The following is an 18276-nucleotide window of genomic DNA, read 5'->3' on the forward strand; positions in this document are numbered from 1 at the left end:
CTGGGGGATTTCCTCGCCGCCGAGCGCCTCGAACAGCGCCGGGAGGAACTGGCCGAAGGTCAGCATCATCAGGATGAAGCTGGCGTCGAGCTGGCCGAGGGCGTCGTCGCCACCGTCCTTCTCGGCCTGCTCCTGGAGCAGTTCCTCGAAGCGCAGGCGCTTGATCGCCAGTTTGTCGTCGAGCACGAAGCTGAGCTTGTCGGACCAGGCCAGGGACAGCTGGGTGACCAGCTTGCCGGAGGACAGGTGCAGCTGGATCTCGTCGCTGGTCAGGTCCTGGCGCTTGCAGCGCACCACGCCGCCGTCTTCATGGGTGTCGCGCAGCTCGCACTCGTCCAGCACGAAGAAGTCGCCGGCGGCTTCCTGGGTCTTCACCCAGTCGGTCAGGGTGGCGCTGGGCGCGACCTTGACGGTGAGCGGGCGCACCGGCAGCGAACCGAGGGCTTCGCGCAGGGTGGAGAGCAGGTCCTCGGCCTTCTTCGCGCTGGCCGAGTCCACCAGGATCAGGCCCAGCTCGGGGGCGATCGCGGCGAAGGTCGAGGAGCGGCGGATGAAGGCGCGCGGCAGCAGGCTCTGGACGATCTCGTCCTTGAGCTGGTCGCGCTCCTTCTTGTAGACCTTGCGCATCTGCGCGGTCTCGATCTCGTCGACCTTTTCCTTGAGGGCGTCACGCACCACGCTGCCGGGGAGGATGCGTTCCTCCTTGCGCGTGCTGATCAGGTAGAAGCCCTGGCTGACGTGCGCCAGGGGCGCGTCGGGGCCCTTGCCGAACGGCGCGGTGAAGCCGTAGGTGGTCAGTTCCTGGCTGGCGCAGGGGCGCGCCGGCTTGCTGGCCAGGGCTTTCTCGAGGGCATCGGCATCGATCTGCAGATCCTGGGTGAGGCGGTAGACGAGCAGGTTACGGAACCACATAAGGATCAAACTCCTGGGCACAAAGGTCTGCATTATTCCGCCAGCGGCGGTCCAGGCCAAGCCCATGGCGATTCGCCGCCCATTCCTAAGCCTTTGGAACGGCAGAAAAATTTTTTCATTCAAGGGCTTGCCAGGGTGAAGAAGCGCCCGTAGAATGCGCCCCACTTCGAGAGTGAAGGGTGATTAGCTCAGCTGGGAGAGCATCTGCCTTACAAGCAGAGGGTCGGCGGTTCGATCCCGTCATCACCCACCAATCTCGGGGTCCGACGCAGCGGTAGTTCAGTCGGTTAGAATACCGGCCTGTCACGCCGGGGGTCGCGGGTTCGAGTCCCGTCCGCTGCGCCATATTCCAAGCCCTCAGGCAGAAATGCCTGGGGGCTTTGTCTTTTCCGGTCCCGGAAAAGGCTTCTTCGCGACGCCGTTCGCAACGCCTATCCTGTTAATTTTTCTATAAGTTTGCTGTGGGAACTTATCCTGCGGCGGTGGTTCCTATTGCCCATAGCCATTGGCCGCGACGCCCTGATAAGCTCGCGGCTTCACCGAAATGCCAGCATGGCAATCAGACAAGGAATCAGCATGAAACAACATCGGTTGGCGGCAGCGATCGCACTGGTCGGCCTGGTTCTCGCAGGCTGCGATCAGCAGGCTGCCACTGTGGAGCTCAAGACTTCGGCACAGAAGGCTTCCTACGGCATCGGCCTGAACATGGGCAAGAGCCTGGCCCAGGAAGGCATGAACGATCTCGACTCCAAGGCCGTCGCCCAGGGCATCGAAGATGCCGTCGGCAAGAAGCCGCAGCGCGTCACCGATGAAGAGCTGACCCAGGCGTTCACCGACCTGCAGAAGCGTTCCGAAGAGCGCATGGCCAAGCTGGGCGACGAAACCCTCAAGGCCGGCAAGAAGTTCCTCGAGGACAACGGCAAGCGCGAAGGCGTGGTCACCACCAAGTCCGGCCTGCAGTACGAAGTCGTGAAGAAGGCCGACGGCCCGCAGCCCAAGGCGACCGACGTGGTCACCGTGCACTACGAGGGCAAGCTGACCGACGGTACCGTGTTCGACAGCTCGATCCAGCGCGGCAGCCCCATCGACCTGCCGGTCAACGGCGTGATCCCGGGTTGGGTCGAAGCGCTGCAGCTGATGCACGTCGGCGAGAAGATCAAGCTGTACATCCCGAGCGAGCTGGCCTACGGCTCGCAGAGCCCGAGCCCGACCATTCCGGCCAACTCGGTGCTGGTGTTCGACCTGGAACTGCTGGGTATCAAGGACCCGAGCCAGGCCGGTGGCGATCAGCCGCAAGCGCCCGCGCAGAACTGAGTACATTCGTACCAGAAAGAACGCCCCGCCCGCGCGGGGCGTTCTTGCTTCAGGGCCGAGGCGGTGAATCCGGGCCTGACCGGAGAGTCTGTTTGGGAGTAGCCTGAGGGTGGGTGTTACCCTTATGCACATCTATGTCGCAGCCGCTCCGGCCATCGGTGCTTGACAGCGACAGCGATAATCGAATAGTCGCAACTGCATGATTTTTAACAGGTTTCCAGGCCTGGATAAAAAATCGCCGATCTGTCTGCAGGCCGCTGGCGGCGGGCGTTTCGGCGGCTGGAGGGTAATCTTTCAACAGAGTTATCCACAGGAAAGGTGGATAACCCGCAAGCGCCCGGCGCAGCCGCCGGGAAGAGGTGCCCGATGAAGAAACCCGTCGGATTCGATCGTTACCTGGGGCTGGCCGAACGCTTCCTGGCCCGTGGCCGGGTGCCGGCGCTGCTGTTCGCGGTGGCGCGCAAGAGCTCGCGGCTGAAACTGGTGAAAAGCGATCTTCGGCTGCTCCAGGAGCTGGCCCTGGCGACCGTGCGTGGCCAGTATCGCGGGCTGAACCCCAAGGCGCTGCTGGCGGTGGTGGCGGCGCTGCTGTATTTCCTCTCGCCGGTGGATGTGATTCCCGACTGGCTGCCCGGCATCGGCCTGCTCGATGACCTCGCGGTGCTGGCCTGGGTGGTCCGCCATTGGCAGTCCGAGCTGGACGGCTTCAAGCTCTGGCGCGACGCGCAGAGCCGCGAAACCCGCGAGTCCCTGGCCCTGTTGCCGCCGCCGGAGCGACCGCTGCGCGGCTGAGCGAGGGTTCGAGGCCGCTACGGTGGGCGCTCCGGGAGGCCGACAGGCGTTTCATGGGCGATACTGTAGAGGGCCGGTATGCCGAGTCGGTGGCAGTAGTCGCCATCGGTGCCTGTTAAGATGTCGGCGTGCAAGGAGTGTTGTCGATGAATGTGCAAGTGATCCTGAAAGACGGCGAAGCGGAGTACGCCGTGCTTCCCTGGGCCGAATACCAGGCGCTGCTGGCCGCTGCCGACGCCCGTGGCGCCACGCCCGCGGCTCCCGTCGCCGCGCCTGTCGCGCAGGCCTCCTGGCGCGAGCTGCGCGAGGCGCGCGGTATGTCGCTGGAGGCGCTGGCGCGCGACGTGGGCATCAGCCCCAGCTACCTGGCGATGATCGAGAGCGGCGAGCGCGAAGCCAGCGAGGCTGTCGAACATGGCCTGCGCCGCGCCCTGGGAGTGAAACCGGAGCCGGCACCTTGAGCGTGCATATCAGCCGCAAGCACTGGCAGGGACTGCTGGACGAGCTGGAAGACGCGCGCCGCCAGCGCCACCTGCTGACCTACCGGGCGCTGATCGAGCGCCTGCAACTGCCGACCCCGGCGATGACCACCCTGACCGCCGCGCTGGAACACCTGGCGGCGCTCGATGCCCGCGCCGGGCGGCCGCTGCGCAGCTCGCTGGTGATCAGCCAGGGCGCCAGCCGCCTGCCGCGCACCGGCTTCTTCGAGTGCGTGGAGCGCCTGGGGCGCTTCGCCGGCGCCTCGGACGGTCCCGCCGCCGCCGGCTGGCACGCCGCCGAGGTGGTGCGGGTGTTCGAGTTCGACTACCCGGAAGAACTTTGAACCGCGAATGGTACTGGCGCCTGCGCGCACGCCTGGCCTACGCCGTGGCGCGGCGCCTGCTGGGCTGGCCCTGGCTGGTGCGCCAGCCGCGCGCCTGGCAGTGGATGCAGGGGCAGTTCGCGCGCATGGCCGCGCTCGGCGACGTGCCGGCGCAGAGTTTCTACGGTCACCTCCTGCTGTTCCGCGGCCAGGGCTTCGGCGCCCGCGAGGAAGGCCTGCGCCTGCTGGCGCTGGCGGCGGCAGGCGGCGACGCCAAGGCCGCCTACCAGCTCGGCGCGCAGGCGCTGCAGGGCAGCCCGCAGCAATCGCCGGACGCCGAGCGGGCCGCGCGCTTCTGGGCCCAGGCCGCCGCGGCGGGCCATCCGCTGGCCGCGCGACGCCTGGCCGATCTCTACCGCGAAGGCGGCCCCGGCCTGGCGGCCGATGCCGAGCAGGCCGTGCGCTATGCCGAGCGCGCGGCACAGCTGGGGCTCTGAGTCAGTCCAGCTCGATGATGTGCAGGCTGTAGCCCGGCACTTCCTTGGCGTGACGCTTGGCCTCCGAGGCCACGCTGGCCAGTTGCGAGGCGTCCAGGTGCTCGCCGGCGCCGGCGTGGATGCGCACCACCCCGATCGATAGCGACAGCAACGGGAACTCCTGGCGCTGGCCGCTGCGGTTGTGCGAGACGAAGCAGCCGGCCTGCAGGTGCTCCTGGCTGTAGAAGCGCCGGCACTGGCCCTGGAAGTCCTCCAGCAGGTGGTTCAGGCGGGTGCGCCAGTCCTCCGAGGCGATCACCAGCATGAAGTCGTCGCCGCCGATGTGGCCGACGAAGTCGCTGCCGGGGTCGACCCGGTCGCTCAGGCATTGCGCCAGGCACAGCAGCACCTCGTCGCCACGGGCGTAGCCGTAGAGGTCGTTGAAGGGCTTGAAGCTGTCGATGTCGACGTAGCACACCGCCGCCTCGCGGTGCTGCTGCAGCAGGCGGCCGAGGCACTGCTGGATCGGCACGTTGCCCGGCAGCAGGGTCAGCGGATTGGCGTAGCGCGCCTGGCGGATCTTCAGCTCGGTGATCAGCTTGAGCACGTCGATCACCCGGCCCAGGCCGAGGTAGCGACCGCCCTGGGTGATGATGAAGTCTTCCTCGATGCGCTGCCGCGCGCGGCTGGTGAGCAGCCGGCTGACCTGCTGCAGCGACTGGCTTTGCTCGACGGCCAGGAAGTCGTCGGTCATCAGCCGGCTGATCGGCTTGCGCGCGTACAGCTCGGTGCCGAACGGCTTGAGCAGGGCGTCGGAGAGTACGTGGCGGTGGACGATGCCGATCGGCTGGCGGTGTTCGTCGAGCACCGCCAGGGAGTTCAGGTTGGCCTGGGCGCGGAAGGCTTCGAGCACCTCCTGGATCGGCGTGTCGCGCTGCACCGCCGGCTGCTCCAGCAGCAGCGGGCGCAGGTCGCCCTGTTCCTCGCCGTGCAGGCTGTCGCTCTGCTCCAGCTCCGGCAGCATGCTGCGCACGTCGCGCGACGGCTGCTCATTGGGGCGGCCGATCAGGTAGCCCTGGACCAGGTCGACGCCCATCTCCGAGAGCACCGCCAGCTCCTCCGTCAGCTCGATGCCTTCGGCGATCACCTGGGCGCGGGAGGCGTGGGCCATCTTCAGGATCGAGCCGACGAACTCGCGCTTGACCCCATCCTGGTGGATGCCGTCGATGAAGTGGCGGTCGATCTTCACGTAGTCCGGGCGCAGTTCCGACCACAGGCGCAGGCTGGAGTAGCCGGCGCCGAGGTCGTCCAGGGCGATGCAGAAGCCCATGGCGCGGTAGTGGTGCAGGGCGGTGTCGAGCAGGCCGAAGTCTTCGATGGGGGCCTGCTCGGTCAGCTCGATGACCACGTCGCCCGGCGCGATGCCCAGGGTCTGCAGCAATTGCAGGGTGCGCCCCGGCTGGTGGTTGGGGTCCAGCAGCGACTCTGGGGAGACGTTGAGGAACAGCTTGCCGTCCAGCTTGAGTTCCCGGAAGCGCTGACAGGCGACGCGCCGGCAGAGCGCGTCCAGTTCACTCAGGCGCCCGGCGTGGCGCGCGGTGCTGAACAGTGTCAGGGGGGAATGCAACGGGCTGTTGGAGGGGCCTCGGGTGAGAGCCTCGTAGCCCACCAGGCGCCGCTCGGAGAGCGACACTATGGGTTGGAACAGACAATGCAGGTCGCCGTGAGCGAGGATCTGGCCCAGCGCGCTCAACTGCTCGGTGACGGTCATGACGGTTCTCTGTGGGGTGAAAAGACGAAGGGCCGGTATTCCGGCCCTTGCGCATTTCACTACTGCGTCATGACTGTTTCGTGACGACTCGACGCTTTAGTGCTTGGCCACCGCCGAGCTGAGCGTCAGGAAGTCCAGCAGGATGTGCCCGGACTCGGTGAGGTAGGCGTCATCCTGCGGCTTGGTCTTGTCGTCGTCCGGCAGGGCGTTGTCGTCTTCCTGCTTGAGCACTTTCAGCGGCTCCTGGCCCTTGGATTTGCGCAGGGCGTTCTCCATGGCCAGTTGACGGCCCTCGATGCTGCTCTGCTGGGCGCGGCGCTTGGCTTCGTTGAGGCTGACGGTCTTCTCTTTCATCAGTTCCTGGGCCAGGGCCAGGCGCTGACGGGCGTAGACGAAGTCGGCGTTGTGCTCGGTGCGCGCGTCGTGCTGGATCCTCAGCTGGTCGAGGAACGGCTTGAACGGGTCGCTTTGCGCCGACAGCACCGGGCGGATGGTGTCCCAGGGCATGGAGTCGGGCAGGGCGCTCTCGCCGATTTCCTTGTCGTCGACGATCGACGGGTAGCTGATGTCCGGGATCACGCCCTGGTGCTGGGTGCTCTGCCCGGAGACGCGGTAGAACTTCGCCAGGGTCAGCTTCAGCTCGCCGTGGTTGAGCGGCTGGATGGTCTGCACGGTGCCCTTGCCGAAGGTCTGGCCGCCGACGATGAGCGCGCGGTGGTAGTCCTGCATGGCGCCGGCGAAGATCTCCGAGGCCGAGGCCGAGAGGCGGTTGACCAGCACGGTCATCGGGCCGCTGTAGAAGGCCTTGCCCTCGTCATCGTTGAGCACGTCGACGCGGCCGTCGCTGTTGCGCACCAGCACGGTCGGGCCCTGGTCGATGAACAGGCCGGTCAGCTCGGTGGCTTCCTGGAGGGAGCCGCCGCCGTTGTTGCGCAGGTCGATGACGATGCCGTCGACCTTGTCCTTCTGCAGCTCGCCGATGAGCTTCTTCACGTCGCGCGTGGTGCTCTTGTAGTTCGGGTCGCCGGCGCGGTAGGCCTTGAAGTCCAGGTAGAAGGCCGGCACGTCGATCACGCCGAGCTTGTAGCTGCGGCCGTCGTGGTCGAGGGTGATTTCCGACTTCTTCGCCGCCTGGTCTTCGAGCTTCACCGCCTCGCGGGTGATGGTGACGATCTTGCTGGTCTGGTCGTTCGGCGCGTTGCTCGACGGAATCACTTCCAGGCGCACCTGCGAGCCTTTCGGGCCGCGGATCAGCTTGACCACTTCGTCGAGGCGCCAGCCGACCACGTCGACCATCTCGCCCTTGCCCTGGGCGACGCCGATGATCTTGTCCGAGGTGGCGATCTGCTTGCTCTTCTCCGCCGGGCCGGCCGGCACCAGGCGCACGACCTTGACGTAGTCGTTGTCGCTCTGCAGCACCGCGCCGATGCCTTCCAGGGAAAGGCTCATGTTGATGTCGAAGTTTTCCGCGCTGTCCGGCGACAGGTACTGGGTGTGCGGGTCGTAGGTCTGCGCGAAGGCGTTGATGTAGGCCTGGAAGATGTCCTCGCTGCGGGTCTGCTCCAGACGCATCAGCTGGTTCTTGTAGCGCTTGGTCAGCTGTTCCTGGATGGCCTTGTCATCCTTGCCGGCGATCTTCAGGCGCAGGACTTCGTCCTTGACCTTCTTGCGCCAGAGGTCGTCGAGTTCGGCGCTGTTCTTCGCCCACGCGGCGTTCTCGCGGTCGATGGTCAGGCTCTCGTCGACCTTGAAGTCGATCTTGTCGACGCCCTTGCCGAGCGTCGCCAGGGCGAAGTCCAGGCGCTCCTTGAGGCGGTCGAGGTGACGCTTGTAGATGGTGAAGCCCGGGTCCAGCTCGCCGCTCTTGAGGAAGTCGTCGAACTGCGTGCGCCAGGGGGTGAACTGGGCGATATCGGCGGCGGTGAAGTACATCCGCGACGGGTCCAGGGCCTTGATGTAGGCGTCGTAGATCTTCGCCGAGCGATCGTCGTTGAGCGGCGGCTTGCTGTAGTGGTGACGCTTGAGCAGCTCGACGATGTTGAGGCTGGCGATCACCTGGTCGCGGTCCGGTTGCAGGCCGTCCCAGGAGTTCGTGCCGGCCGTGGGCGCGGCGAACGAGGACAGGGCGCTGGCACCGAGGACCAGCAGCAGGGCGGTACGGGGCAAAAATCGCTTCATGCTTATTCGACTGGGTGCGGAGTTATGACGCATATTAGGCCGTATCTGGCGGCGCCGGTTCCCCTTTCGAGGAAAGTGGAAGCCGGTGCGACGAGCGAAGAAAAGGCCCGACCAAGTGGTGCGGGCCTGTTGAAGCACTATGGAGGTAGCGTGAACGCATTGCAAGGTATCGAAGGTCGGGCGCAATGGGGCGAACGCCCGGCGCCGGTCTGCGCGGCGGGACAGGTGCGCATCCGCGTCGCCGCCGCCGGTCTGAATCGCGCCGACCTGTTGCAGCGCGCGGGGCTCTATCCGCCACCGCCCGGGGCCAGCGACGCCCTGGGCCTGGAGTGCTCCGGGGTGATCAGTGAAGTCGGCGCCGGCGCCACCTGGCAGGTTGGCGACCGCGTCTGCGCGCTGCTGGCCGGTGGCGGCATGGCCGACGAGGTGGTGGTCGACGCCCGCCACGTGCTGCCGGTGCCGGCCGGCCTGTCGCTGGCCGAGGCGGCGGGGCTGCCGGAGGTGTATGCCACCGCCTGGCTCAACCTGTTCCAGCTCGGCGGCCTGCGCCCGGGCGAGAAGGTCCTGCTGCACGCCGGCGCCAGTGGCGTTGGTTCGGCCGGCATCCAGCTGTGCAAGGCCTTTGGCAGCCCCTGCTGGGTCAGCGTCGGTTCCGCCGAGCGCCTGGCCTACTGCGAGGCCCTCGGCGCCGAAGGCGGCGTGCTGCGCGGCGACGGCCTGGAGGCGCTGCGTGACTTCGCGCCCTTCGACGTGATCCTCGACCCGGTGGGCGCCAACTACGCGGCGATCAATCTGCAGGTGCTGCGCCTGGACGGGCGCTGGGTGGTGATCGGCCTGATGGGCGGGCGCAAGGCCGAGCTGGACCTGGCCCTGCTGCTGGGCAAGCGCATCCAGCTCACCGGCTCGACCCTGCGCACCCGCGACGCCGACTTCAAGGCGCAACTGATCGCCGAGCTGGGCACCCGGGTCTGGCCGCTGTTCGCCAGCGGGCAGCTGAAGCCGCAGCTGGAGCGCACCTTCGCCGCCAAGGACGCCGAGCCGGCCTTCGAGACGCTGGCCAGCAACCAGGTGCAGGGCAAGGTGGTGCTGCTGATCGACGAGAGCCTGGCCTGACGGGCAGTTCCGCACCGTACCCGCAGGAGCGGGCCCTGCCCGCGATTTCGCGCGCAGGGCGCGCTCCTACAGGGGAATAGCGTGGCGAAGGGCGTTGGCGTCCTCAGCGCCAGGCGAGGATTTCCCAGCCGTGTGTCTCGGCCTCGGCGCGCAGCACCGGGTCGGGGTTGACCGTGTGCGGGTTGCCGACGCGGCGCAGCAGCGGCAGGTCGTTGCGCGAGTCGGAGTAGAAGTGCGCGCCGGCCAGCTGGCTTGCGTCGCCGCCGAGCCAGTCGAGCAGGCGGACGATCTTGCCTTCGCGGTAGGTCAGCACGCCCTGGGTGCGGCCGGTGTAGTGGCCGTCGCGGACTTCCAGGTCGATCGCCAGCACCTCTTCGATGCCGATGCGTTCGGCGATCGCCTGCACCAGGTGCACGGCGGAAGCGGAGATCACCAGCGGGCGGTCGCCGGCGGCGCGGTGGCGTGCCAGGGTGCTGCAGGCCTCGCTGTAGATCAGCGGCTCGATGACGTCCTCGACGAAGGGCTCGACCTCGCGCTCGACTTCGTCGACGCTGCGCCCGGCCATGGGCTCCAGGCTGAACGCCATGTAGTCCTCCATGGACAGCTCGCCGAGGGCGTAGCGCGCCATCAGCTCGGTGTCGCGGCGCACGAAGGATTCGCCGTCGACCCAGCCGAGCTGGGCCATGCGCCGGCTCCAAAGGCTGGCGCAGTCGCCGTCGATCAGGGTTTCGTCAAGGTCGAAGATCACCAGGGCCATCAGCCCACCTCCCGGATACTGTCAGGGTCTATCGCCAGGGCCAGGTGGCTGCCGGCGGGGTACAGGCGTTCGGCGCCGCGGTTGAGCGCGTCCACCGTCAGTTCGACGCCGTTGGCCTCCACCCGGTAACGGATGACGTTGCCCAGGAGGCTGTGCGAGAGCACTTTCACGGCGATCCCGTCGCCGCTTTCCCGGCTCAGGCGCAGGGCCTCCGGGCGGATCGCCACCCGCCCGGCGAAGGCGCGGCCGAGCAGCTTGCCGGCCTGCTCGGCGTCGAGCAAGTTGTAGTTGCCGATGAAGCCGGCGGCGAAGGCGTCCACCGGCGCGGTGTAGAGGGTTTCGGCGTCGCCGCTCTGGACGATGCGCCCGGCGTTCATCAGGACGATGCGGTCGGAGAGGGTCAGCGCCTCTTCCTGGTCGTGGGTGACGAACACCGTGGTCAGCTTCAGTTCCTGCTGGATGCGGCGAATCTGCTCGCGCAGGTGCTTGCGGATGCGCGCGTCCAGCGCCGACAGCGGTTCGTCGAGCAGCAGCAGGCGCGGGCGGGTGACCAGCGAGCGGGCCAGGGCCACGCGCTGGCTCTGGCCGCCGGAGAGCTGGTGCGGGTAGCGCGCCGCGAGCGGGCCCAGCTCGACCATCTCCAGCGCCTCGGCGACGCGCGTCCGGCTTTCGGCGGCGGCGACCTTCTGCATGCGCAGGCCGAAGGCGACGTTTTGCTGCACGGTCATGTTGGGGAACAGCGCGTAGCTCTGGAACACCATGCCGATGCCGCGCTTCTGCGGCGACAGCGGCACCAGGTCGTGGCCGTCCAGCAGCACGCGGCCACCGTCCACGCTAGTGAGCCCGGCGATGCAGCGCAGCAGGGTGGACTTGCCGCAGCCGCTGGGGCCGAGCAGGGTGACGAACTCGCCGCGTTCGGCGGCGAAGTCGATGTCGTGGAACACCTGGGTGTTGCCGAAGCTCTTGTTCAGACGTTCGACGCTGAGGAAGCTCATGTGCGGTCCTTGTTCAGGCGGTTGGCGGCCCAGGTCAGCAGCAGGATGAACAGGAAGTAGGAGACCACCACCGCGCTGGTGTAGTGGCCGCTGCTGTTGCGCATGTTGTTGAGGAACACCTGCAGTGTCTCGTAGCGGGTGCCGACCAGCAGGTTGGCGAAGACGAACTCGCCAATGAGGAAGCTGAAGGACAGGAACAGTGCCACCATCAGGCCCTTGCGCAGGTTCGGCAGCACCACTAGCAGCGCCGCCTGCCAGGTGCTGGCACCGAGCAGGTGGGCGGCGTCCATCAGGTCGTGCAGGTTGATCGCCTGCAGGTTGTTGCCGATGGCGCGGTACATGAACGGCAGGGCGACGGTGAAGTAGCAGCCGATGAGTATCCACGGCGTGCCGGTCAGCGGCAGCGGGCCGGACGCGTAGAGCTGCAGCAGGCCCACCGAGGAGACCACCGGCGGCACCGCGAAGGGCAGCAGGATGAGCACGTTCATCAGCGCGTCCAGGCGCGGGAAGTGGTAGTGCACCACGAACATCAGCGGCAGGATCAGCAGCACGCTCAGCAGCAGCGCGCCGAAGCACACCAGCAGCGACTGGCCGAAGGCGGTGAGGAAGCGTGGGTCGCCCCACAGCTGCAGGTACCACTTCAAGGTCAGGCCGTCGGGCAGCACGCTGGCCGACCACTGGGTGGCCAGGGAGTAGAGCAGGGTGGCCGCCAGCGGCAGCAGGAGGATCAGGAACAGCGCGTAGACCACCAGGCGGTGGTACAGCGGGCTAGCGTTTCTGGACATGGTAGCTCCGCCGCAGCAGCCACTGGTGGACCAGGGTGATCAGGGTCATCAGGCCGACCAGCAGCATCGCCAGGGCGCTGGCCAGGTTCGGGTCGAGGAAGACGTCGCCGGAGACCAGGCCGGCGATGCGGATCGGCACCACGTTGAAGTTGCCGGTGGTCAGCGCGTAGACGGTGGCGTAGGCGCCCAGGGCGTTGGCCAGGAGGATGACGAAGGTGCCCAGCAGCGCCGGGGTCAGCACCGGGATGCCGATGTGCCGCCAGAACGCCCAGGGGCCGGCGCCGAGCAGCGCGGCGGACTCGCGCCAGTCGTCGCGCAGGGCGTCGAAGGCCGGGTAGAGCAGCATCACCCCCAGGGGAATCTGGAAGTAGGTGTAGAGAATGATCAGGCCGGTCTTCGAGTAGAGGTTGAAGTCCTGGATGATCCCGGCCTGCTTGAGCAGCAGGGTGATGGCGCCGTTGAAGCCGAGGATGATGATGAAGGCGAAGGCCAGCGGCACCCCGGCGAAGTTGCTGGTCATGTTGGCGAAGGCCATGACGAAGTCGCGCAGGCGGCTGTCCACCTGGCGCAGCGAGTAGCTGCCGAGCACCGCGACGAGCAGCCCGAGCAGGCTCGACCACAGCGAGATTTCCAGGCTGTAGCGGATCGCCTGGCGGTAGAAGGGCGAGCCGAGGATTTCCGCGAAGTTGCCCAGGCCCCAGCAGTCGGCGCCGCGCAGGCTGTTGATCGCCACCCAGAGCAGCGGGGCGAGCTGGAAGGCGAAGAAGAACAGCGCGAAGGGCAGCAGGCAGAGCAGCGCCAGGTGTTTCCCGTGGCTGCGCTTCATGCCAGCGGCACCTGCCGTTCGGGGGCGCCGCTGTGGTTCAGGTGATCGACGGTGGGACGGAGCATCGTGACTGCCTGTGCTGACGGTGTCGGGAAGCGGCTCACTGCATGTTCATGATGACGTTCTCCTGCCACAGGCGCGGCAGGCGCCTGGAGGTTTCCTCCCAGGCCGCGGCGTCCTTGATTGGCTGGGCCTTGGCGTACTGCTCGTTGGGCAGCAGCCGGGCCTTCACGTCCTCGGGCAGGGTGAGGTGCTCGGCGCGGATCGGCCGGGCGTTGCCCTTGGCCAGGTTGATCTGACCGGCGTCGCTGAAGATGTACTCGCGGGCCAGCTTGGCGGCATTGGGGTGCCTGGCGTACTTGTTGATGATGGTGGTGTAGCCGGAGATCACCGAGCCGTCGGCGGGTATCAGCACCTCGAAGCGGCTGGGGTCGATCTGTTCGCGGTAGCTCAGGCCGTTGAAGTCCCAGACGATGCCGACCTCCACCTCGCCCTTCTCCAGGGTGTTGATCACCGGGTTGGTCAGCGACAGGCGGCCCTGCTTGGCCAGCTGGGCGAAGAATTCCAGGCCCGGCTTGACGTTCTTCTCGTCGCCGCCGTTGGCGATGGCCGCGGCGAGCACGCCGTTGACCGCCTGGGCGGCGGTGCCGACGTCGCCGATGGTGACCTTGTAGGTGCCCTTGAGCAGGTCGGCCCAGCTGCGCGGCGCGTCCTTGACCAGCTGCTTGTTGACGATGAAGGCGATGGTCCCTGTGTAGGCCAGGGCCCAGTGGCCGTCCGGGTCCTTGGCCCAGGCCGGGACCTGCTCCCAGGTGCTCGGCTTGTAGGCCTGGCTGATGCCCTGCTGCGCGGCGATGGGGCCGAAGGCGGCGCCGACGTCGCCGATGTCGGCGCTGGCGTTCTCGCCCTCGGCCTTGAACTTGGCCAGCTCCTGGGCCGAGCTCATGTCGGTGTCCATGTGCTTGAGGCCGTACTTGCTCTCCAGGTCCTTCCAGGTGTCCTTCCAGTTCGCCCAGCTGTCGGGCATGCCCACGCTGTTCACCTGGCCCTCCTGGCGCGCGGCCTGTTCCAGCGCCTGCAGGTCGGCGTCGGCGGCCATGGCGGTCGCGCCGCCCAGGGCGATTGCGGTTCCCAGCAGTGAAGCAAGCAAGCGTCGCATTCGGTGCTCCTTCGGTCATTGGTGTCGAGGATGGGCTCTGAATCTGGTCTAGATCAGCAAGACCCAGGCCAATCTACCCAGGGGCAGTGACAGTTTCGTGTCCACTGTTGGCCCGCGCCGACCGGCCGGGGTTCCCGGATACAGCCTAGACCATGGGCAACATATTGATTCGCCTGGTCTATGCTGTGCCCCGAGGTGGCACGGGGCCTGCTTGGCATGCCCTTGTCATGCGATAGTCACCCGATGTTTCTAGAGTGAAGGGCGTCCGCGGTGACGTTGAAATGCTCCACATCGGAGCTGGACTAGTCCAAAAGGAGTCAGCATGCGCGACGAAGCGCTACCGACGGTGACGGCGATCTGCCGGGCGCTGCTGGAACAGATCGACAGCGGGTTGCTGCCCGCGGGCGGCAAGCTGCCGGCCGAGCGGCGCCTGAGCGAGCTGTTCGACACCACGCGCATCACCCTGCGCGAGGCGCTGACGCAGCTGGAGTCGCGCGGCCTGATCTATCGCGAGGAGCGCCGTGGCTGGTATGTGTCGCCGCCGCGGCTGCTGTACAACCCGTTGGTGCGCAGTCACTTCCACGCCATGGTCGCGGGCCAGGACCGCCTGCCGGCCACCGAAGCGCTGTCGGCGCGGCAGGTGCCGGCGAGCCCGGCGATCTGCGCGCACCTGGAGCTGCCCGCGCTGTCCAGCGTCTACCAGATCCGCCGCGCGCGACGGGTGGACGGGCGCCTGGTGCTGTACGTCGAGCACTACCTGAACCCGGCGTACTTCCCCGGCATCCTCGACTGCGACCTGCGCCAGTCGCTGACCGATCTCTACTCCAGCCGCTACGACATCCGCTACGGCCGGGTGCGCTTCGATATGGTTCCCACGGCGCTGCACGGCGAAGCGGCCAGCGCGCTGCGGGTGGCCGAGGGCAGCCCGGCGCTGCGCATCACCCGGATCAACCGTGACCAGCACGGGCGGGTGATCGACTGCGACCTGGAGTTCTGGCGGCACGATGCCATCCACGTGAGCGTGGAAGTGCCGGAGTGAGGGGGCTTTTGTAGGAGCGGGCAAGCCCGCTCCTGCGGGGCCTGCGTAGCGTCAGGGCAGCTCGGCGCTGTCGTAGAAGGCGCTGAGCACCTTGGCCAGGTAGCGCAGGTCCTGGCTGCCGGCGAGTTCGCGGATGCTGTGCATGGCGAAGGTCGGCAGGCCGATGTCGACGGTGCGCACGCCCAGCTGGCTGGCGGTGAGCGGGCCGATGGTGGAGCCGCAACCCATGTCGCTGCGGGTCACGAAACTCTGCACCGGCACTTCGTTTTCCAGGCACAGGTGGCGGAAGAAGCCGGCGGTTTCGCTGCTGGTGGCGTAGCGCTGGTTGCTGTTGACCTTGATCACCGGGCCGCCGTTGAGCAGCGGGCCATGGTTGCCGTCGTGCTTGTCGGCGTAGTTCGGGTGCACGCCGTGGGCGTTGTCGGCGGAGACCAGCAGCGAGCGCTGGATCACCCGCACGAAGGCGTCGCCGTCGGGCAGCAGGCGGCGCAGCACTTGCTCCAGGAACGGGCCATCGGCGCCGCAGGCGGAGCAGGAACCGACTTCCTCGTGGTCGGTGCAGACCAGCACCGCGCTCTGCTCGTCGCCGCTGGTCAGCAGCGCTTCCAGGCCGGCGTAGCAGGACAGCAGGTTGTCCAGGCGGGCACCGGCGATGAATTCGCCGCCCAGGCCTACAACCGCCGCGCGCTGGGTGTCGTAGAAGCTCAGTTCATAGTCGAGGATGGCGTCGGCGATGATGCCGTGCTCGTGCTGCAGCTGTTCGCCGAGCAGGTCGCGGAAGTCGCGGCTCTCGCCGGCGGCCAGCTGCGCGAGGATCGGCGGCAGCTCGGTCTGGGCGTTGATCGCCCAGCCCATGTTGGCCTCGCGGTTGAGGTGGATGGCCAGGTTGGGGATCACCGCGATCGGCGCGCGGAAGTCGACCAGGCGGCTCTCGACCTTGCCCGCCAGGCGGAAGGTGACGCGCCCGGCCAGCGACAGGTCGCGGTCGAACCAGGGCGCGAACAGGGCGCCGCCGTAGACTTCGACGCCCAGTTGCCAGTAGCCCTTGCGTGCCAGTTCCGGGTTCGGCTTGACCCGCAGGCAGGGGCTGTCGGTGTGCGCGCCGACCAGGCGCAGGCCTTGTTCCAGCGGGCTGTCGTTGCCCAGCTTGAAGGCGATCAGCGAGGAGTCGTTGCGGGTCACGTAGTAGCGGCCGCCAGCTTCGGTGCGCCAGGCGTCGCGCTCGTCGAGGCGCTGGTAGCCGGCCTCTTCCAGGCGACGGGCGAGGCTGGTGGTGGCGTGGAAGGGCGTCGGCGAGGCCGCGAGGAAGTCGATCAGGCCCTGGTTGAGATCTGCGCGCATGGGAAACTCCGGACAACGATGGGCGGAAGTTTATCGCAAATGGTGACCGTGGCGGACGGTGCCAATGCCCGGACCTTCCGTGGGCGGGATTCATCACGGACGCCGTCCGCGATTCGCGCGCAGGGGAGCCAGATCTGTAGGGCGCATAACCGTTCGCGGTTATCCGCCGTCGGCTGGAACACCGCTGCCCGGGGCGATGGCGGATAACGCCGTAGGCGTTATGCGCCCTACACCTTTGGCAAAAGGTCAGAACGGTGCGGGAGACTCGAAGCGCAGGCGCTCGCCGCTCTGCGGGTGGGTCAGGCACAGCAGGCTGGCGTGCAGGCACAGGCGGTCGCGCAGGGCCAGGCCTTCGCCCTCGGCGTAGAGGCGATCGCCGAGCAGCGCGTGGCCGATGGCGAGCATGTGTACGCGTAACTGGTGCGAGCGGCCGGTGATCGGCGTCAGCTCCACCCGGGCGTATTTCCCGCAGCGCTCCAGCACGCGCCAGAAGGTCAGGGCGTGGCGACCCTGCTCATGGTCGACGATGTGTCGCGGCTTGTTCTCCGGGTCGTAGCGCAGCGGCAGTTCGATGCGCCCGCTGTCGCGTTCCGGTTCGCCCCAGCACAGCGCGGTGTAGGCCTTCTCGGTCTCGCGGTCGTGGAACTGCCGGGACAGCTCGCGATGGCTGTCGGCGTCGCGGGCCAGGACGATCAGGCCGGACGTCTCCCAGTCCAGGCGGTGGACGATGCGCGCTTCCGGGTAGCCGTTTTCCTGCAGACGGGTGACCAGGCAATCCTTGTTGTCTTCGGCGCGGCCGGGCACCGAAAGCAGCAGGGTGGGCTTGTTCACCACCAGCAGGGCGGCGTCCTGGTGGACGATCTGGATGTTCGACAGCGGCATGGTTTGCGACCCGAGAATAGAAACGACTGCGGCGGCCTAGGCCGCCGCAGGGTACCCCGGCGAACTCAGCGTTCGGGCAGGGTGATGTTGAGCTCCAGGATAGAGCAGCTGCCCTGGTTGGCCAGTTCCACCTGGACCTGTTCCTGGTCGATAGGCACGTACTTGCGGATGACTTCCAGCAGGTCTTTCTGCAGCTGCGGGAGGTAATCCGGTTGCGAGCGATTGCCGCGCTCGTGGGCGACTATGATCTGGAGTCTTTCCTTCGCGATGGAGGCGCTGTTCGGCGCTTTCCGGCTGCGAAAGAAGTCTAAAAGGCTCATTCACGTCCTCCGAACAGTCGTTGCAGGAATCCTTTCTTCTGCACATCGAGGAATCGATGTGGCATCTCTTTGCCCAGCAGACGGTCGACAGCGTCGCTGTAGGCCTGGCCTGCGTCGCTCTGCTCGTCGAGGATGACCGGCACGCCCTGGTTCGAAGCCTTGAGCACGGCTTGCGACTCGGGGATCACGCCGAGCAGGCGGATCGCCAGGATTTCCTCGACGTCTTCCACGCCGAGCATCTCGCCCTTGGTGACGCGCTCGGGGTTGTAGCGGGTCAGCAGCAGGTGTTCCTTGATCGGCTCCTCGCCTTTCTCGGAGCGCGCCGACTTGCTGGCCAGCAGGCCGAGCATGCGGTCGGAGTCACGCACGGAGGAGACTTCCGGGTTGGTCACGACGATCGCCTCGTCGGCGAAGTACATGGCCAGGTGGGCGCCTTTCTCGATGCCCGCCGGGGAGTCGCAGATGATGTATTCGAAACTCTGCTTGAGCTCTTCCATGACCTTGCCGACGCCTTCCTGGGTCAGCGCGTCCTTGTCACGGGTCTGGCTGGCGGCCAGGACGAACAGGTTCTCGAGGCGCTTGTCCTTGATCAGGGCCTGGGTCAGGGAGGCTTCGCCGTTGATGACGTTGACGAAGTCGTAAACCACGCGGCGTTCGCAGCCCATGATCAGGTCGAGGTTACGCAGGCCCACGTCGAAGTCGACGATGACAGTCTTGTGGCCGCGCAGGGCCAGGCCGGTACCGATGGCGGCACTGGTGGTGGTTTTACCGACGCCACCCTTACCGGAAGTGACTACGAGGATCTTGGCCAAGG

19 protein-coding genes and 2 tRNA genes are annotated in these 18276 nt (G+C 67.1%); 9 read left to right on the forward strand and 12 right to left on the reverse strand.

All coding sequences use genetic code 11. From position 1 onward, the window contains the following. On the reverse strand, positions 1–912 hold a 912-nt coding region (gene rdgC / locus P3W75_RS16425), incomplete at its 3' end, for a recombination-associated protein RdgC (protein ID WP_276228371.1). Between the two features lie 177 nt (positions 913–1089). On the opposite strand from rdgC, the gene P3W75_RS16430 reads away from it, so the two are divergent. The 7 genes from P3W75_RS16430 (at position 1090) to P3W75_RS16460 (ending at position 4317) form a co-directional block, all read left to right on the forward strand. Then, a tRNA-Val gene (locus P3W75_RS16430) sits at positions 1090–1165 on the forward strand. A 15-nt stretch (positions 1166–1180) separates the two neighbouring features. Further along, positions 1181–1257 (forward strand) — tRNA-Asp (locus P3W75_RS16435). 231 nt (positions 1258–1488) lie between these two features. Then, a complete protein-coding gene (locus P3W75_RS16440; RefSeq protein WP_276228372.1) occupies positions 1489–2226 on the forward strand; it encodes an FKBP-type peptidyl-prolyl cis-trans isomerase in 738 nt (245 codons plus the stop codon). 366 nt (positions 2227–2592) lie between these two features. Beyond that, a complete protein-coding gene (locus P3W75_RS16445) occupies positions 2593–3018 on the forward strand; it encodes a YkvA family protein (RefSeq protein WP_276228373.1) in 426 nt (141 codons plus the stop codon). 146 nt (positions 3019–3164) lie between these two features. Beyond that, on the forward strand, positions 3165–3479 hold the full coding sequence (locus tag P3W75_RS16450; protein ID WP_276228374.1) for a helix-turn-helix domain-containing protein: 315 nt from the start codon (positions 3165–3167) through the stop codon (positions 3477–3479). Then, positions 3476–3841, forward strand: coding sequence for a hypothetical protein (locus tag P3W75_RS16455; RefSeq protein WP_276228375.1), 366 nt, complete (start codon positions 3476–3478; stop codon positions 3839–3841). Before P3W75_RS16450 ends, P3W75_RS16455 begins: the two co-directional genes overlap by 4 nt. Next, a complete protein-coding gene (locus P3W75_RS16460; protein ID WP_276228376.1) occupies positions 3838–4317 on the forward strand; it encodes a sel1 repeat family protein in 480 nt (159 codons plus the stop codon). The genes P3W75_RS16455 and P3W75_RS16460 overlap by 4 nt, the downstream gene beginning before the upstream one ends. A 1-nt stretch (position 4318) precedes the next feature. Here the strand turns inward: P3W75_RS16460 and P3W75_RS16465 are convergent, their stop codons facing one another. Both P3W75_RS16465 and P3W75_RS16470 read right to left on the reverse strand, forming a co-directional pair. Continuing rightward, positions 4319–6067, reverse strand: a complete 1749-nt coding sequence (locus P3W75_RS16465) for a GGDEF domain-containing protein (RefSeq protein WP_276228377.1) — start codon at positions 6065–6067, stop codon at positions 4319–4321. Between the two features lie 96 nt (positions 6068–6163). After that, positions 6164–8245, reverse strand: coding sequence for a carboxy terminal-processing peptidase (locus P3W75_RS16470; RefSeq protein WP_276228378.1), 2082 nt, complete (start codon positions 8243–8245; stop codon positions 6164–6166). A gap of 150 nt (positions 8246–8395) precedes the next feature. On the opposite strand from P3W75_RS16470, the gene P3W75_RS16475 reads away from it, so the two are divergent. Continuing rightward, positions 8396–9358 (forward strand): NAD(P)H-quinone oxidoreductase, encoded by a 963-nt coding sequence (locus P3W75_RS16475; RefSeq protein WP_276228379.1) that lies wholly within the window; start codon positions 8396–8398, stop codon positions 9356–9358. A 103-nt stretch (positions 9359–9461) separates the two neighbouring features. On the opposite strand, the gene P3W75_RS16480 is transcribed toward P3W75_RS16475, so the two are convergent. The 5 genes from P3W75_RS16480 to P3W75_RS16500 form a co-directional block, all read right to left on the reverse strand. Beyond that, positions 9462–10115: an HAD family hydrolase gene (locus P3W75_RS16480; protein WP_276228380.1), complete on the reverse strand. Its 654-nt coding sequence runs from the start codon at positions 10113–10115 to the stop codon at positions 9462–9464. Next, positions 10115–11110, reverse strand: a complete 996-nt coding sequence (locus P3W75_RS16485; protein ID WP_276228381.1) for an ABC transporter ATP-binding protein — start codon at positions 11108–11110, stop codon at positions 10115–10117. Before P3W75_RS16485 ends, P3W75_RS16480 begins: the two co-directional genes overlap by 1 nt. After that, positions 11107–11895, reverse strand: coding sequence for an ABC transporter permease (locus tag P3W75_RS16490; RefSeq protein WP_276228382.1), 789 nt, complete (start codon positions 11893–11895; stop codon positions 11107–11109). Before P3W75_RS16490 ends, P3W75_RS16485 begins: the two co-directional genes overlap by 4 nt. Beyond that, positions 11879–12721 carry an ABC transporter permease gene (locus tag P3W75_RS16495; RefSeq protein WP_276228383.1) on the reverse strand — a complete coding sequence of 281 codons (843 nt, stop codon included), beginning with the start codon at positions 12719–12721 and terminating at the stop codon, positions 11879–11881. Before P3W75_RS16495 ends, P3W75_RS16490 begins: the two co-directional genes overlap by 17 nt. Before the next feature lie 100 nt (positions 12722–12821). After that, positions 12822–13880, reverse strand: coding sequence for an ABC transporter substrate-binding protein (locus tag P3W75_RS16500; RefSeq protein ID WP_276228384.1), 1059 nt, complete (start codon positions 13878–13880; stop codon positions 12822–12824). A 322-nt stretch (positions 13881–14202) separates the two neighbouring features. Between P3W75_RS16500 and P3W75_RS16505 the strand changes: the two genes are divergently transcribed. Continuing rightward, complete coding sequence (locus tag P3W75_RS16505) at positions 14203–14919, forward strand: UTRA domain-containing protein (protein ID WP_276228385.1); 717 nt, start codon at positions 14203–14205, stop codon at positions 14917–14919. Between the two features lie 51 nt (positions 14920–14970). Here the strand turns inward: P3W75_RS16505 and P3W75_RS16510 are convergent, their stop codons facing one another. From P3W75_RS16510 to minD, 4 genes are all read right to left on the reverse strand, one after another. Next, on the reverse strand, positions 14971–16260 hold the full coding sequence (locus tag P3W75_RS16510; RefSeq protein ID WP_276228386.1) for a M18 family aminopeptidase: 1290 nt from the start codon (positions 16258–16260) through the stop codon (positions 14971–14973). Between the two features lie 246 nt (positions 16261–16506). Continuing rightward, the gene (locus P3W75_RS16515) at positions 16507–17142 is read right to left on the reverse strand and encodes an RluA family pseudouridine synthase (protein WP_276228387.1); all 636 of its coding nucleotides are present in this window, start codon (positions 17140–17142) and stop codon (positions 16507–16509) included. Positions 17143–17207: 65 nt separating this feature from the next. Further along, the gene (minE, locus tag P3W75_RS16520) at positions 17208–17462 is read right to left on the reverse strand and encodes a cell division topological specificity factor MinE (RefSeq protein WP_009620516.1); all 255 of its coding nucleotides are present in this window, start codon (positions 17460–17462) and stop codon (positions 17208–17210) included. Further along, positions 17459–18274, reverse strand: coding sequence for a septum site-determining protein MinD (gene minD, locus P3W75_RS16525; protein ID WP_276228388.1), 816 nt, complete (start codon positions 18272–18274; stop codon positions 17459–17461). Before minD ends, minE begins: the two co-directional genes overlap by 4 nt. Positions 18275–18276 lie beyond the last annotated feature (2 nt).

This window comes from Pseudomonas citronellolis (assembly GCF_029335315.1).
GTDB lineage: Bacteria > Pseudomonadota > Gammaproteobacteria > Pseudomonadales > Pseudomonadaceae > Pseudomonas > Pseudomonas citronellolis_A.

Coding starts and splice junctions, on each gene's coding strand:
- P3W75_RS16440 (WP_276228372.1), top strand. CDS start 1,489: ATGAAACAACATCGGTTGGCGGCAGCGATCGCACTGGTCGGCCTGGTT.
- P3W75_RS16445 (WP_276228373.1), top strand. CDS start 2,593: ATGAAGAAACCCGTCGGATTCGATCGTTACCTGGGGCTGGCCGAACGC.
- P3W75_RS16450 (WP_276228374.1), top strand. CDS start 3,165: ATGAATGTGCAAGTGATCCTGAAAGACGGCGAAGCGGAGTACGCCGTG.
- P3W75_RS16465 (WP_276228377.1), bottom strand. CDS start 6,067: ATGACCGTCACCGAGCAGTTGAGCGCGCTGGGCCAGATCCTCGCTCAC.
- P3W75_RS16470 (WP_276228378.1), bottom strand. CDS start 8,245: ATGAAGCGATTTTTGCCCCGTACCGCCCTGCTGCTGGTCCTCGGTGCC.
- P3W75_RS16480 (WP_276228380.1), bottom strand. CDS start 10,115: ATGGCCCTGGTGATCTTCGACCTTGACGAAACCCTGATCGACGGCGAC.
- P3W75_RS16485 (WP_276228381.1), bottom strand. CDS start 11,110: ATGAGCTTCCTCAGCGTCGAACGTCTGAACAAGAGCTTCGGCAACACC.
- P3W75_RS16490 (WP_276228382.1), bottom strand. CDS start 11,895: ATGTCCAGAAACGCTAGCCCGCTGTACCACCGCCTGGTGGTCTACGCG.
- P3W75_RS16495 (WP_276228383.1), bottom strand. CDS start 12,721: ATGAAGCGCAGCCACGGGAAACACCTGGCGCTGCTCTGCCTGCTGCCC.
- P3W75_RS16500 (WP_276228384.1), bottom strand. CDS start 13,880: ATGCGACGCTTGCTTGCTTCACTGCTGGGAACCGCAATCGCCCTGGGC.
- P3W75_RS16505 (WP_276228385.1), top strand. CDS start 14,203: ATGCGCGACGAAGCGCTACCGACGGTGACGGCGATCTGCCGGGCGCTG.
- P3W75_RS16510 (WP_276228386.1), bottom strand. CDS start 16,260: ATGCGCGCAGATCTCAACCAGGGCCTGATCGACTTCCTCGCGGCCTCG.
- P3W75_RS16515 (WP_276228387.1), bottom strand. CDS start 17,142: ATGCCGCTGTCGAACATCCAGATCGTCCACCAGGACGCCGCCCTGCTG.
- minE (WP_009620516.1), bottom strand. CDS start 17,462: ATGAGCCTTTTAGACTTCTTTCGCAGCCGGAAAGCGCCGAACAGCGCC.